11 protein-coding genes are annotated in these 14410 nt (G+C 71.7%); 6 read left to right on the forward strand and 5 right to left on the reverse strand.

Annotation, left to right across the window (positions count from 1 at the left end):
* Positions 1 to 87 precede the first annotated feature (87 nt).
* Both ACYU8V_RS20210 and ACYU8V_RS20215 read left to right on the forward strand, forming a co-directional pair.
* On the forward strand, positions 88 to 1590 hold the full coding sequence (locus ACYU8V_RS20210; RefSeq protein ID WP_460849938.1) for an LVIVD repeat-containing protein: 1503 nt from the start codon (positions 88 to 90) through the stop codon (positions 1588 to 1590).
* Entirely contained in the window at positions 1587 to 2255 is a 669-nt protein-coding gene (locus tag ACYU8V_RS20215; protein WP_460849940.1) for a DUF305 domain-containing protein, read from the forward strand. The genes ACYU8V_RS20210 and ACYU8V_RS20215 overlap by 4 nt, the downstream gene beginning before the upstream one ends.
* A 14-nt stretch (positions 2256 to 2269) precedes the next feature.
* Here ACYU8V_RS20215 and ACYU8V_RS20220 read toward each other — a convergent pair whose 3' ends face one another.
* Complete coding sequence (locus ACYU8V_RS20220; protein ID WP_460849941.1) at positions 2270 to 2710, reverse strand: DUF5709 domain-containing protein; 441 nt, start codon at positions 2708 to 2710, stop codon at positions 2270 to 2272.
* Between the two features lie 79 nt (positions 2711 to 2789).
* Positions 2790 to 3959 carry an ROK family transcriptional regulator gene (locus tag ACYU8V_RS20225; protein WP_460849942.1) on the reverse strand — a complete coding sequence of 390 codons (1170 nt, stop codon included), beginning with the start codon at positions 3957 to 3959 and terminating at the stop codon, positions 2790 to 2792.
* Positions 3960 to 4138: 179 nt separating this feature from the next.
* On the opposite strand from ACYU8V_RS20225, the gene ACYU8V_RS20230 reads away from it, so the two are divergent.
* The 4 genes from ACYU8V_RS20230 (at position 4139) to ACYU8V_RS20245 (ending at position 8285) form a co-directional block, all read left to right on the forward strand.
* Positions 4139 to 5344 carry a sugar ABC transporter substrate-binding protein gene (locus ACYU8V_RS20230; protein ID WP_460849944.1) on the forward strand — a complete coding sequence of 402 codons (1206 nt, stop codon included), beginning with the start codon at positions 4139 to 4141 and terminating at the stop codon, positions 5342 to 5344.
* A 95-nt stretch (positions 5345 to 5439) separates the two neighbouring features.
* The gene (locus ACYU8V_RS20235) at positions 5440 to 6219 is read left to right on the forward strand and encodes an ATP-binding cassette domain-containing protein (RefSeq protein ID WP_460849945.1); all 780 of its coding nucleotides are present in this window, start codon (positions 5440 to 5442) and stop codon (positions 6217 to 6219) included.
* Between the two features lie 10 nt (positions 6220 to 6229).
* On the forward strand, positions 6230 to 7630 hold the full coding sequence (locus ACYU8V_RS20240) for a sugar ABC transporter permease (RefSeq protein ID WP_460849947.1): 1401 nt from the start codon (positions 6230 to 6232) through the stop codon (positions 7628 to 7630).
* Between the two features lie 31 nt (positions 7631 to 7661).
* Complete coding sequence (locus ACYU8V_RS20245) at positions 7662 to 8285, forward strand: DUF4126 domain-containing protein (protein ID WP_460849949.1); 624 nt, start codon at positions 7662 to 7664, stop codon at positions 8283 to 8285.
* Here the strand turns inward: ACYU8V_RS20245 and ACYU8V_RS20250 are convergent.
* The 3 genes from ACYU8V_RS20250 to ACYU8V_RS20260 form a co-directional block, all read right to left on the reverse strand.
* Positions 8230 to 10773: a bifunctional FO biosynthesis protein CofGH gene (locus ACYU8V_RS20250; RefSeq protein WP_460849950.1), complete on the reverse strand. Its 2544-nt coding sequence runs from the start codon at positions 10771 to 10773 to the stop codon at positions 8230 to 8232. The genes ACYU8V_RS20245 and ACYU8V_RS20250 overlap by 56 nt on opposite strands.
* Positions 10774 to 10836: 63 nt before the next feature.
* Positions 10837 to 11925 (reverse strand): hypothetical protein, encoded by a 1089-nt coding sequence (locus tag ACYU8V_RS20255; RefSeq protein WP_460849952.1) that lies wholly within the window; start codon positions 11923 to 11925, stop codon positions 10837 to 10839.
* A gap of 245 nt (positions 11926 to 12170) precedes the next feature.
* Positions 12171 to 14297: an MMPL family transporter gene (locus tag ACYU8V_RS20260; RefSeq protein ID WP_460849954.1), complete on the reverse strand. Its 2127-nt coding sequence runs from the start codon at positions 14295 to 14297 to the stop codon at positions 12171 to 12173.
* Between the last annotated feature and the right edge of the window lie 113 nt (positions 14298 to 14410).

A 14410-nucleotide genomic window follows, 5' to 3' on the forward strand; every position in this document is an offset into this window, starting at 1 on the left:
GCAAACGTTCGGACGAGCCTTGACGCCGCACCGGCCCGCCGCGATAGTGCCGAGGAGCCGTCATGCGGGCGGCCCGGAAGGAGCGGCATGCGGGCACGGCGGACGACCGGGGGAGTGATGGCCGGCCTCGTGCTGTGCGCGCTCGGGGTGAACGTGACGGCGTCGGCGGACTCCGGCGTCGCCGGGCCGACGCTGCCGGCCAACGACCTGGAGGGGATGATCGCGCTGGCCGCCGGCGGCCTCGCGACGATGAAGACCCCGGTCGTCGTACCCTCGCCGCCGCTGAGCTCGGTGCCGCGGGCCCGCTGCGGCGCGGGCTCGCGTCCGCTGGCGGGCATGCAGGGCCGGGTGACCAGCGCTGACGTCGCGTCGCCGGCGGCCAAGCGCGGCTGGACCTGCAACGTGACCCCGGTGAGCCGCTTCGCGACCCCCGGCGGGTGGCGGGTCTGGCGCTACCGCGACCCCCACGGCCACACCTGCGTCTACTACGACACCTCGTTCACGGCGCCCGCCAACATCATCAGCGTCGCGGGCGGCCCCTCGCTCGGCGTACAGGTCCTCGACGCGGCGCGACCCGCGAGCCTGCACCACACCGCGACCCTGATGTCGCTGGCCATGCTCTCGCCGCACGAGTCGCTCAACCTCAACGCCAAGCGCGGCCTGCTCGCCGCCGAGGTCGGCAACGGCCTCACCCTCCCCGGCACCTTCGACGTGTACGACGTGCGCAGCGACTGCCGCCATCCCCGGCTGCTCGCCCAGCGGGCCATCCCCACCGGTCACGAGAGCGGCTTCAGCCCGGACGGGCGGACGTTCTGGGTGGCGGGTGGCGCGGGCTACATCACCGCGTTCGACCTGACGAACCCGCGTCAGCCGCGCCAGATCTGGAAGGGCGCCTACTACGCGCACGGGATCAGCGTCTCCGCCGACGGACGCACGATCTACCAGACCGACCCGATCAACGGGAACCTCGGCATCCTCGACGTCAGCCAGGTCCAGGACCGCGTGCCCGACCCGCGGGTCCACGACATCAGCCGGATCACCTGGCCCACCGTGTCGATCCCGCAGAACTCCGTGCCCTTCACCCGCAACGGGCACCACTACCTCGCCGAGTTCGACGAGTTCGCGTTCCGGTTCAACCCGGCGACCATCGCCGACAAGGTCGGCGCGGCGCGCATCATCAACATCGACCACCCGGCCCGGCCGCGGGTCGTGGCCAACGTCCGGCTGGCCGTCAACATGCGCGCCAACCACATCGCGGCCCACTCCGACCCGTCGCCGCTGGGCTCGATGCAGGTCTTCGGCGGCGCCATGCACTACTGCGCGGTCCCGACCCGGAACAACCCGACGATCCTGGTGTGCTCGGCGCTCACCTCGGGCCTGCGGATCTTCGACATCCGCAACCCGGCGCGGCCCAAGGAGGTCGGCTACTTCGTCGCGCCGCCGAAGGCCGGTCACCTGCTCGGCCTGCTGCCCGGTGACTTCGCCACCTCGCAGCCGGCGTTCGACCCGCGCCACCGCGTCGTCTACTACAGCGACGCCGGAGCCGGGCTCTACGCGCTGCGGCTGAACCGCCGGGCCTGGCCCCGGTGACCCAAGGAGTGACGGAGCCGGTACGCCGTCGCGCCCACGTCCCGACCGTCCTACTGGTCCTGCTGGCCCTGGTCGCGGCTGCCGCGGGCGGGTTCTCGCTGGGGCGGGGGAGCGCGCCGGACACCACCGCGCTCGCCACACCCGGCCCGCCCGGCCCCACCTCGGTCGAGGTGGGCTTCAGCCAGGACATGGCCGTCCACCACGAGCAGGCCGTGCTGATGGCGACGCTGGCGCAGACCCGCGCGACCACCCCGGTCCGCACGATCGCGAACGGCATCCTGGGCGGGCAGTCCCAGGAGCTGGGGGCGCTGCGGGGGTGGCTGCGGCTGTGGGGCGAGCCGGCGGTCGACCCGCACCCGATGGCCTGGATGACAGGGATGCAGGGCATGGCCGGGATGCACGCGATGCCCGGCATGGCCACCTCGGGCCAGCTCAGCCGGCTCGCGGGCCTGGAGGGACGCCGCTTCGACGTGCTGTTCCTGCAGCTGATGATCCGGCACCACCAGGGCGGCATCCAGATGGCGGCCGACGCGCGGCAGCACGCCCGGCTCGCGGTGGTGCGGGACGCGGCCGCGTCGATGATCGTGCAGCAGGTCGAGGACCTCGGCGCGATGCGGGCGCTGCTGCGGGCCGACGGCGGGCGTCCGCTGCCGGCGCCGCACTAGACCGCGGTGGCGGCCTACTCCTCGTCCTCGACCTCTTCGTCACCGTCGATGATGTGCATGGCGGCCTCCTCGGCACTGGCGGCCGCGCCGTCGATCCCGACGTCGTCGCCCCACACGTCCTGGTCGACCCGGTCGCCGTTGTCGTGGGCGACCAGGCGCCCGGCCCGCCGGGAGCCGACCTCGTGGTCGCTGAGCCGCTCCTGCTCGTCGGGCTCGTCGTCCTCGGCGTACGGATCGGTCTCGGGCTCCTCCTCGGCCAGCCGCATGGACAGCGGCTCGTCGTGCTCGGCCTCCCAGGGCGTGTTGCCCCAGCGCTGCCCGGCGGAGTAGCGCTCGGGCGGGGAGTAGCCGCGGTCGAGCTCGTCGGCCACGTCGTTGTCGTCCAGGGTGTCCTCGGGCTCGAGCTGGTCCTCGTCGTCGACGCTGTAGTCGCCGTACGCGTCGTTCTCCGTCATGGCGAACCTCCTGAGTCTGGGGATCTCCCCAACGTACGGGCCAGGGGACGGTCGCGGAAGGGACGAAGGTCAGGCCCGGTCAGGCCGGGGCGCGCAGGTCGGTGCTCTCGGCGGCCAGCAGGACCGCGCCGACCAGGCTCGCGCGCTCGCCCAGCTCGCTGGCCCGCACCGGCGTACCGGCGGCGGAGTCCAGGGCGTGCCGGCGCAGGCCCACCCGGGCCGGGTCGAGCAGCGCGTCGCCGGCCGTGGCCAGCTCGCCGCCGATCACGACGACCTCGGGGTTGATCAGGTTGACGATCGTGGCGACGGCCCACCCCAGGTGCAGTCCGGCGTCCTCGAGGGCGCGACGCGCGGACACGTTGCCCTGGTCGGCGGCCGCGACCACGGCCTCGAAGTCGGAGCCGGGCAGCTGGTCGGCGAGCATCTGCACGATGACCGAGGTCGAGGTGTAGGCCTCGACGCAGCCGCGGCTGCCGCACCGGCACAGCGGGCCGTGCTCGTCGAGGGTGAGGTGCCCGATCTCCCCGGCGGTCCCCTGCGCCCCGCGGAAGACGCGGTCGTCGAGGATCAGCCCGGCGCCCACGCCGGAGGAGATCTTGACGAAGACGACGTTGTGGCTGCCCCGGGCGACGCCGACGCGGTGCTCGGCGAGGACCCCCAGGTTCGCGTCGTTCTCCACCCGCACCGGTACGCCGAACACCTCGGCCGCCAGCGCCCGCGCATCGGTCCCGTCCCAGCCCGGGAAGATCGCGGGGGTGCCGATCGTGTCGTGGATGACCGGCGCGGGCAGTCCGAGCCCCACCGTGCGCAGCGCCGCTCTCGGCGGGAGCAGCCGGTCGGCGATCTCGCGCGCCCGGGCGAGCGCCTGGGTCGGCGGCGGTTGCGTGCGCAGCGAGTGCCGCTCCTCGGCGAGGACCGCGCCGGTGAGGTCGCCGACGGCGACCGAGAGGTGACTGTGGCCGAAGTCGACGCCGACCACGACCCCGACGCCGCTCGACAGCCGCACCGAGGACCCGCGCCGGCCGGCTCCGGCCTCCGCCTCCACCAGGCCCTGCGCCGAGAGGTCGCGGACGATGTTGGAGATCGTGGCGCGGGCCAGGCCGGTCGCGCGGGCGAGCTGGGCCTGGGTGTGGACCGCCCGTCCACCGTGCGCGGGCAGGGGCTGGCGCAGCACGTCGAGGACCCGCTGCTCGTTCGCGACGCGCAGCGCGGCGGCGGATCCCGTCGGTTGCTCGGCCGCGTCGCTCATGGGGAGCACCCTGCCCGGCGTACCGAAGAATGGTCAAGGCTTGTCCGCAAACACGTCGAAAAAGAAAAATGGTCACAGTTTGTGTTCACCTCTTGACCATTAACGTTGTGACACACGACACTCGGACTCGCAACGACGCTCGGTCCCTCCGAGCCCCCACGCCCTCGCCGAGGAGGAACATGTCCAACCACTTCCGCCGCACCGCCTTCGCTGCGGCCGCACTCCTGGCGGGTACCGCCGGGCTCGCCGCCTGTGGGAGCAACAACGACAACGGCTCCGGGGGAGGGGGCGGCGACAACTCCAACATCACGGCCGCCTGCTCGCTCACCACGCCGCCGAAGAGCCAGGCCGCCGCCGTGCCGACCGGGAGCTCGAGCGCCAAGGCGTCGGGCACGGTCGGCGTGATCCTCCCGGACACCACGTCGTCGACCCGCTACACGCTCTTCGACGCCCCGCTGCTCAAGAAGTCGCTCACCGCCGTCGGCCTCACCCCGAACATCCAGAACGCCCAGGGTGACAAGTCCAAGTTCGCCCAGATCGCCAACACGATGATCGGCCAGGGCGTCAAGGTGCTCATCATCGACTCGATCGACGCCGCGTCCGGCGCCGGTGTCGAGAAGGCGGCGGCCAGCGCCGGCATCCCGGTCATCGACTACGACCGCGTCAACGGCGGCGGGTCGGCCGGCTACTACGTCTCGTTCGACAACGAGGACGTCGGCAAGCTCCAGGCCCAGACCCTCGTGGACTGCCTGGACGCCCAGAACATCGCCAACCCGAAGATCATCATGATGGACGGCGGCACCGACGTCGACCACAACGCGGTGCTGTTCAAGCAGGGCGCGCACGAGGTGCTCGACCCGCTGTCGCAGCAGGGCAAGCTCTCGATCGTCGCCGAGGCCGTCGTCAAGAAGTGGGACTCGTCCCAGGCCGCGACGTACTTCAACGGCGCGATGACCCAGGCGAACAACGACTTCCAGGGCATCGTCGCCGCCAACGACGACATCGCCAACGCCGTCATCGGTGTGCTCAAGCAGCAGGGCCTCGACGGCCGCATCCCGATCACCGGCCAGGACTCGCAGATCGAGGGCCTGGACAACGTGATCAGCGGCAAGCAGTCGATGACCATCTTCAAGGACATCGCCATCGAGGCCAACGCGACCGCGCAGCTCGCCGCCGCGCTCGCCGGCGGGACCAACCCGGACAACGCCGGGCTCACCCTGCAGGCCTTCGACGACGGCACGGGTCGCAAGATCAAGGCGCTGCTCCTGCCCGCGCAGGTGATCACCCAGGCCAACGTCCAGGACGTCATCGACGCCGGTGCCCTCAAGGCGTCCGACATCTGCAAGGCGGTCCAGTCCGACTGCGACAAGCTCGGGATCAAGTAGCACCCGTCCTCACCGAGATCACGCGTGGCGGCTGGACCGACGTCCAGCCGCCACCGTGATGCCCGACCCCCCACGACCGTTGCCGGGAGGCGACCGTGACTGAACCGATCCTCCAGATCTCCGGGCTCAACAAGAGCTTCGGACCCGTGCACGTGCTGCACGACGTCAACCTCAGCCTCTACCCGGGACAGGTCACCGCCCTGGTGGGCGACAACGGTGCCGGCAAGTCCACGCTGGTCAAGTGCATCGCCGGCATCAACACCATCGACAGCGGCCAGATCAGCTTCGAGGGCCGCCCGGTGACGATGTCGGATCCTCGTGTGGCGGCGGCCCTGGGCATCGAGTTCGTCTACCAGGACCTCGCGCTCGCCGATAACCTCGACATCACCCAGAACATGTTCCTGGGTCGTGAGACCACGAAGATGGGGATGTTCCTGTCCGACGGCGAGATGGAGCGCAAGGCCCGCGAGGCGCTCGCGAGCCTCTCCGTGCGCACGGTCTCCTCGGTCCGCCAGCAGGTGGCGCGGCTCTCGGGCGGACAGCGGCAGACCGTCGCCATCGCCAAGGCCGTGCTGTGGAAGAGCAAGGTCGTCTTCCTCGACGAGCCCACCGCGGCGCTCGGCGTCGCCCAGACCGCCGAGGTGCTGGCGCTGGTACGCCGCCTCGCCGACCAGGGCTGCGCGGTCGTGCTCATCTCGCACAACATGAACGACGTCATGCAGGTCGCCGACCGGGTCGCCGCGCTCTTCCTGGGCCGGCTCGCGGCCGAGGTGCAGACCAAGGACTCCTCGACCACCCAGATCGTCGAGCTGATCACGTCCGGCCGCAGCGGCGACCTCGGTCTGTCCCCGGCCGAGACCCGAGAGAACATCTGAGGTGGCGAACATGTCGACGAACACCGAGCGCGGAGACTTCTCCCTCGACCTCGAGCGCCGCGGTCTCTCCGAGGCCGTCCACGACTGGGTGATCAAGGTCCGCTCCGGCGAGCCCGGCGCACTTCCGTCGGTCCTCGGCCTGATCGTGCTGAGCGCGATCTTCTACTTCGGCGTCAGCAGCGCCTTCACCGAGTCCTACAACCTCGGCAGCATCCCCGGGCAGGGCGCCTCCACGGCGATCATCGCGCTCGGCCTGGTGTTCGTGCTCCTGCTCGGTGAGATCGACCTGTCGGCGGGCACCGCCGGCGGTGCGTGCGCGACCGTGATGGGCGTCGCGCTGCACCAGGGCAACCTGCACGACGGACTGCCCGCGCTGTTCTACTGGTGCCTGGTCATCGGCCTGGTCGTCGCGGCCGCGGCCGCCGTCTGGCTGAAGGTGTACGCCGGCGCGGTGCTCGCCCTCGTGGGCGAGGTCCTCATCCTGACCAACCTGACCCAGCACGTCTGGTTCGCCCTGCTGATGGCCGTCTGCGTGGGTGCCGCGATCGGCATCCTCAACGGCGTGCTGGTCGCGAAGGTCGGCATCCCGAGCTTCGTGGTCACCCTGGCGCTGTTCATCGCCTGGGGCGGCGTGGTGAAGTTCGGCCTGCGCGGCCAGCCGATCGGCACCTCGGGCATCGACCTGTGGCACAACCTGACCTACGGCAACCTGAGCCCGGCGGTGAGCTGGCTCTTCGCGCTGGTGCTGGTGGCGGCGTACCTGGGCTGGACGGTGTTCCGCTCGCTGCGGCTCAAGGCCGCCGGGCTCGCCCACGAGAAGCTCGACCTGGTCCTGGTGCGCGGTGGCGTGCTCGCCCTGGTCGCCGTGCTGGTGACCTGGTGGGCGGTCGGCAACCGCAACCCGAACAAGCTCTCCTACAAGGTGATCGAGGGCGTCCCGGTCCCGGCCGCCATCGCGATCGTGCTGATGGTGCTGTGCACGCTCGGTCTCACCAAGACCACCTGGGGCCGGCACCTGTACGCGACCGGCGGCAGCGAGGAGGCCGCGCGGCGCGCCGGCATCGACGTGGTGAAGATCAAGACGTCGGCCTTCATGCTGTGCTCGATGTTCGCCGCCCTCGGCGGGGTCCTGCTGGCGTCGTACCAGTCCTCGGTCGCGCTCGACCTCGGCAGCGGCAACGTCCTGCTGTTCGCGGTGGCCGCCGCGGTCATCGGCGGTACGTCGCTCTTCGGCGGCCGTGGCCGTCCGCGCGACGCCATCCTGGGTGCGCTCGTCATCACGATCATCCCCTACGGCCTGACCATGAAGACCAGCATCAACCCGGCCTGGCAGGACGTCATCACCGGCATCGTGCTGCTCATCGCAGCGAGCATCGACGCCATCTCGCGCCGGCGCGCGCCGAAGGTCTGAGCGGGGCTCCGCGGGGGCTAGCCTGCCCCCCGTGGAGACCCTCGCGCTCAGCTTCACCTCGGGATGGGCCAGCGGCATCAACAGCTACCTGGTGGTGCTGGTGCTGGGCATCGCGGACCGGGTCGAGCACCTCGACCGGATCCCCGACGTGCTCGGCAGCTGGCCCGTCCTGGGGATCGCCGCGTTCATGTACGCCTTCGAGTTCGTCGCCGACAAGATCCCGTACGTCGACTCGGTGTGGGACGCCGTCTCCACCTTCATCCGACCCGTGGTCGGTGCGGTCCTCGGGGTGCTCATCGCCGGTGACTCCCAGGGGCTGGACCAGTCGCTCAACCAGGTGGTCGGGGGACTGGTCGGCGGGGGCGGCGCGCTGGGCGCGCACGTCACCAAGGCCGGCACCCGGCTGGCCGCCAACACCTCGCCCGAGCCGTTCACCAATATCGGGCTCTCGGTCGGCGAGGACGGCCTGGTCCTGGCCGTGATGGCCTTCGCGCTCGCGCACCCCGTGATCGCGGCCGTGGTCGCGCTGGTGCTGATGCTGGCCGGCCTGGTCCTGCTCTGGCTGCTGATGCGGCTGGTGCGCCGCGGGTGGCGCCGGCTCAGGGCCTGGTGGGAGCGCCGTACAGGGTCGTCCGCTCCCGAACCGGCCGGCTGATCCCGGCGCCGATCTCCTCGAGCTCGGTCACGGTCTTCGCCGAGCCGTGCTCGGATCCGGCCATCCGGGAGATGGTCTCCTCCATCAGGGTGCCGCCGAGGTCGTTCGCACCGGCGTTGAGCATCGCGCGGGTGCCGTCGATGCCGAGCTTGACCCAGCTGGTCTGGATGTTGTCGATGCGGCCGTGCAGCAGGATCCGGGCCATGGCGTGCACGGCGAGGTTGTCGCGCAGGGTGGGGCCGGGGCGTGCGACGCCGGCGAGGTAGATCGGCGCGGAGGTGTGCACGAACGGGAGCGGCACGAACTCGGTGAAGCCGGTGCCGCCGCTCTCCCGGGCGGTGTCCTGGACGCGCTTGAGCACGGTGAGGTGGCCGACCCAGTGCCGCGGGTTGTCGACGTGGCCGTACATCATCGTGCTCGTGGTGGGCAGGCCGATGCGGTGCGCGGTCGAGACGATCTCGATCCAGGTGCTGGCGGGGAGCTTGCCCTTGGTGAGGACCCAGCGGACCTCGTCGTCGAGGATCTCCGCGGCGGTGCCGGGCAGCGAGCCGAGGCCGGCCTCGCGGGCCTTGATCAGGAAGTCCTCGATGGACAGGCCGGTGCGGGCGGTGCCGTTGACGACCTCCATCGGTGAGAAGGCGTGGACGTGCATGTCCGGCACCCGCTTCTTCACCGCGGCCGCGATGTCGAAGTACGCGGTCGCGGGGAGCTGGGGGTCGATGCCGCCCTGCATGCAGACCTCGGTCGCGCCGAGGTCCCAGGCCTCCTGGGCGCGGTCGGCGACCTCGTCGTAGGACAGGGAGTAGGCGTCGGCGTCGGTGCGTCGCTGGGCGAACGCGCAGAAGCGGCAGCCGACGTAGCAGACGTTGGTGAAGTTGATGTTCCTGTTGACCACGTAGGTCACGTCGTCGCCGACGGTCGCGCGGCGCAGGTCGTCGGCCAGACGGGTGACCTGGCGGAGCAGGTCGCCCTCGGCGGTCATCAGGGTCAGGGCGTGCTCGTCGGAGAGGTTGCCGGGGTCGGCCTCGGCGGCGCGCAGCGCGTCGCCCCCTTCCGCGTGGAGGACGGCGGGCGCGCCGTCGATCAGCCCGGTGCGGGCGGCCGCCTCGCCGACCGACGCCCAGTCGCCGTAGACGCTGCCGAAGTCGGTACGCCGGTCGGCCGACCGGCCCTCGGTGTCGACCGCCTCGTGCAGGTCGGTCCGGCCGGCGGACTCGAAGCCGCCGTCCGGCTCCTGCCACGGCAGCCCCACCGGACGTACGCCGGGGATGGCCAGCCCGTCGGGACCGGCCAGCGCCGCGACGTGGCCGGTGATGCGCGGGTCCAGCCAGGCCTCGCCGCGCTCGAGGGAGCCGACGACGTACTCGGGGTGGACCGTGAGCCGCGCACGCAGCTCGAACCCGCACTCGGCCGTGATCCCGCGCAGCCGCTCCAGGGAGGGCCACGGGCGCTCGGGGTTGACGTGGTCCGGGGTCAGCGGCGAGACGCCGCCCCAGTCGTCCACACCGGCGTCGAGCAGTGAGCGGCACTCGGCCAGGTCGACCAGGTTCGGCGGCGCCTGGATCCGGGCCTTCGGGCCGAGCACCAGTCGCGTCACCGCGATCGCGGCGCGGTACTCCTCCAGCCCCAGGTCGTCGGTGTGCCGCATGGCGGTGTCGGGCTTGGCACGGAAGTTCTGGACGATGACCTCCTGCACGGCGCCGTAGGCCTTCAGGGTCGCGCGCAGCGCGAAGATCGTCTCGGCACGCTCCTCGAGCGTCTCGCCGATGCCGACCAGCAGGCCGGTGGTGAACGGGATGGAGTGCCGCCCGGCGTCCTCGAGCACCCGGAGCCGGACCGCGGGGTCCTTGTCGGGCGAGCCGAAGTGCGCGAGGCCCTTGGTCTCGAACAGCCGCCGCGAGGTGGTCTCCAGCATCATCCCCATCGAGGGCGAGACCGGCTTGAGCCGGTTCAGCTCCTCCCACGACATCACGCCGGGGTTGAGGTGGGGCAGCAGCCCGGTCTCCTCCAGCACCCGGATCGCCATCGCGCGGATGTAGGCCAGGGTCGAGTCGTAGCCCTGCTCGTCGAGCCAGGCCTGCGCCTCGGGCCAGCGGTCCTCGGGCCGGTCGCCCAGGGTGAACAGCGCCTCCAGGCAGCCCAGCTTCGCGCCCTCGGCGGCGATCGCGAGGATCTCGTCGGGGGAGAGGTACGGCGCCCGCCCCTCCCGCTCGGCCTGCGCCGGCGTCTCCACGAACGTGCAGTAGTGGCACCGGTCGCGGCACAGCCGGGTGATCGGGATGAACACCTTGGGGGAGTAGGTCACGACCCCGGGTCGGCCCGCTGCCGTCAGGCCCGCGTCGCGGACCCTCGCGGCCGCCTCGGTCAGCCGGTCGAGGTCCTCACCGGTCGCCGCGAGCAGCGCGGTCGCCTCTGCGGCGTCGAGCGCGGCACCGCGCTCGGCCCGGGCGAGCGCGCGGCGGATCTGCTGGGGGGTCGGCTCACTCATCGCACCTGAGGATATCGCCCACCCGATAGAACTAGAACACGTTCCACTCCGGGATGGGCATCGTCACCCCGGCAGGCGCGCGGTGAGCCCTCCCATGTGGGCGGTGACGTCGGTGCGCTTGCCGGGGCCCGTCGTCAGCCGGAAGACGTAGGGGTGCGCCAGTCCTCGGCCGTCGCTGCCGATCAGCACGCTGCTGGAGCAGTCACCACTGACGAACGGGCAGTCGCCCGCCCCGCCGCTGCCGTTGAACGAGAGCGACTCGATGCCGGTGCGGAAGCCCGAGGGGTACAGCGCCCAGACCACGCAGCCGGCGTACTCGCTGCAGTGCGGGAGCCTCGCCCACCACAGCCGCTTCGGCTTGGCGTGCCCGCAGACGCGGGTCGTGCTGGTGACCGTCGAGCCCCAGCCGTACGTCGCCGAAAGCTTGGCCGTGATGCAGACCCGGGCGCCGCCCTCCTCGGCGTCGGCGTGGTACGTCGATCCGCTGACCGTGTCCTCCCCGTCCGGGCCCTCCACGGTGAGCGAGGTCTTCGCGTTGGCCGCCGTGGGGAGGTCGAAGCTGAAGTTCACGGCCCGGTACGCCGGGGACGCGGTGCCGGTCGGCTTCGCCACGCCGGTGCCGTAGCACTGGTCGAGGGCGTCGGCGGCGCTGTCGTGGGCCTTGCGAGCGTCGGCGTCGTCGACCCGCAGCTCGGAGGTGACGAGGACCGCGGCGACCTGCGAGCGGCCGACCTGGCCCAGGCAGCCGGTGTCGCTGACCTTCCACTGGTCGCCGACCTGCTTCTCCCAGTCGTCGGAGCAGGCGAGCAGGTCGTCGGCGAAGGTCTGGGCGTCGGCCGGCTGCCACGACCCGGTGAAGGTCCAGCCGTCGCCGTCGCGGGTGATCAGCCCGCTGTCGGCGAGCGCCTGGGAGCGGCGGTCGTGGAGCAGCCGGGTGGCCGCGCAGCTGCGTTGCGCGTCGTCGGTCCAGGACGGGCCCTTCACGCCGTCGGCGATCGCGGCCGCGGCCGCCTTGTCCTTGGCGCTGAGCGGGCCGAAGCCGAGGCGGCCGGTCGCGAACGCCCAGCCGCCGATCCCCAAGGCGATCACCAGGACCAGGGCGGTGGTGCCGCCGATGATCCAGCCCCACGGCGTGCGCCGGGACGGGGGCATCGGGGCGTGGCCGAACCCGGGTGGCATCCCCGGCGGGGGGCCGGACGGGGGGCCGGAGGGCGGACCCGGCGGCGCCGCCGGGGGCGGACCCATCGGCCGCCACTCGGGGCGTGCCGCGGTCGGCGGGGTCGGTGGGGTCGGGGGCGGCAGCGGCCGCCCTCCCGCGCCGGGCCAGATCGGTCCGTCGGGCGGGAGGGGCGGCTGCGGAGGCTGTGACCCGGACACGGGCCTGATAGTAGATCAGGTCATGCCGGCTCGGCGGCGGTCGCCGCACCCGCCACGACACTGCTCGACGCCGGGTTGGCGAGCTTGCTCGGCCACCAGATCTTGTCCCCGATGTCGAGGTTCAGCGCGGTCACGAGCACCGAGCGGACGATCCAGGTGTCCAGCAGCACCCCGAGCGCGATGGTGGTGCCGAGCTCGAGGGTGAACGTCATCGGCATGGTGGCCAGGATCGCGAAGGTCGCGGCCAGGACCAGGCCCGCTGCCGTGATCACGCCACCGGTCGAGGACAGCGCGATCAGCGACCCCTTGCGGGTGCCGTGGTTGATCGTCTCCTCGCGGACCCGGGTCATCAGGAAGATGTTGTAGTCGACCCCCAGGGCCACCAGGAACACGAACGCGAACAGCGGATAGCCCGGATCGGCGTGGTCGCGGTTGAAGAACGTCTCGAACACCAGGCTGGACAGCCCCAGTGCCGCGCCGAACGAGAGCACGACGGTGACCATCAGCAGCACCGGCGCGACCAGCGCCCGGAGCAGGCCGATCAGGATGAGCAGGACCGCGACCAGCACGATCGGGATGATCACCTTGTCGTCGCGCGCCGAGGCGTTCTTCATGTCCATCGTCACCGCGGAGGTGCCGGTGACCAGCGATCCCGGGTCGGCCGCGTGGGCCGCGGCGCGTGCGTCCTGGACGGTGCGGAAGGCCGCCTGGGAGTAGGGATCGGCGTCCATCGCGGCGACGATCAGCGCCGTGCCGTCCTTGGGCGGGCCGACGACCGCGGCCGCACCGAGACCCTGCACGTGCCCGAGCGCGGAGACCACGGCGTCGGCGCGGTCGGCCGGCGCGACGACCTGGAGCGGGTTGCTCGTGTCGGCCAGCTTGTGGTCGATGAGCAGCGCCTGGCCGGTCACCGAGTCCATCGTCTTGGTGTACTGCTGGTCGGTCGGCACGCCCGAGGTGTCCAGCCGCAGGAAGCCGAGCGCCAGGAAGCCCAGGGCGACGGCGGTGCCGATCCAGACGATGCGGGGCCGGGGCGCGATGCCGCGGCCGACCTTCGCCCAGGCGCCGTTCGCGGTCGTCTCCTCCGACCCGAAGCGCGGGATGAACGGCCAGAAGACCCAGCGCCCGAAGATCACCAGCAGCGCCGGGAGCAGGGTCACCATGACCACGAACGTGACGCCGATGGCCACCGCGTTCGCCGGGCCCATCCCGGCGGTGGAGTTGAGCTGGGCGAACAGCAGGCAGAGCATGCCCACCGCGACGGTCGCGGCCGAGGCGAGGATCGCGGGCGCGGCCCGGTGCAGCGCGAACGCCATCGCCTCGTGCCGGTCCTCGTGGCGGCGCAGCTCCTCGCGGTAGCGGGCGATCAGGAGCAGTGCGTAGTCCGTGCCGGCCCCGATCGCGAGCACGGTCACGATGAACTGGGTCTGCCCGTTGACGGTGAGGCCGGCGTACTTGGCCAGCAGGTAGAGCAGGCCCATGGACGCGCCGAGACCGGTCGCGGCGGTGATGATCGGCAGCAGCCACAGGATCGGGCTGCGGTAGGTGAACAGCAGGATGAGGACGACGACGCCGAGCGTGCCCAGGATGAGCAGGCCGTCCAGCGAGCTGAACACCGTCGAGGCGTCCGCGCTCGACCCGCCCAGCCCGGTCAGATAGGTGCTGCCGCCGGGGATGACGGCGAGCGCGTCGACCTGCTTCTTCAGGTCGGGCAGCTTCTTCCACAGCTGGTCGCCGTAGTTGACGGTGAAGTTCACGACCGCGACCTGACCGTCGGCGGACACCGCCGGGACCGGGGAGTGCGCGGCCTTCGCGGTGGCCGGGGTGATGACGTCGCTGACGCCGTCGAGGCCCGCGATCTGCTGGGCCTGCTTCTCGATGGCGGTGAAGTCGGCCTGGGTCAGGCCCGAGGCGCGGTAGTAGGCCAGCGTGGTGCCGGCGGCGTAGGGGTCCTGGAACTTCTCCAGCTTGTCCAGGGCCTTGGTGGACTCGGCGCTGGCCGGGAGCCAGGACGAGGCCTGGTTGTCCTGGACGTCGGCGAGCTTGGCGGCGAAGGAGGCCAGGCCCATGGCGATGAGCAGGCCGACGACCAGGACGACCCACTTGGTGACGGGGCCGGTGAGCTTTCCGGCGATCTGACGATGCATGTTCGGGACTCTTCCACTCAGCGGGGACATTGGCCTCGGGATTGACCCCGAGGCCGACCCTGAGATGCGCAACACCCCGGGTCGGTACTCCTACGACGTCCGAACCGGGGTGT

The sequence above is a fragment of the Nocardioides ultimimeridianus genome (genome assembly GCF_054777895.1).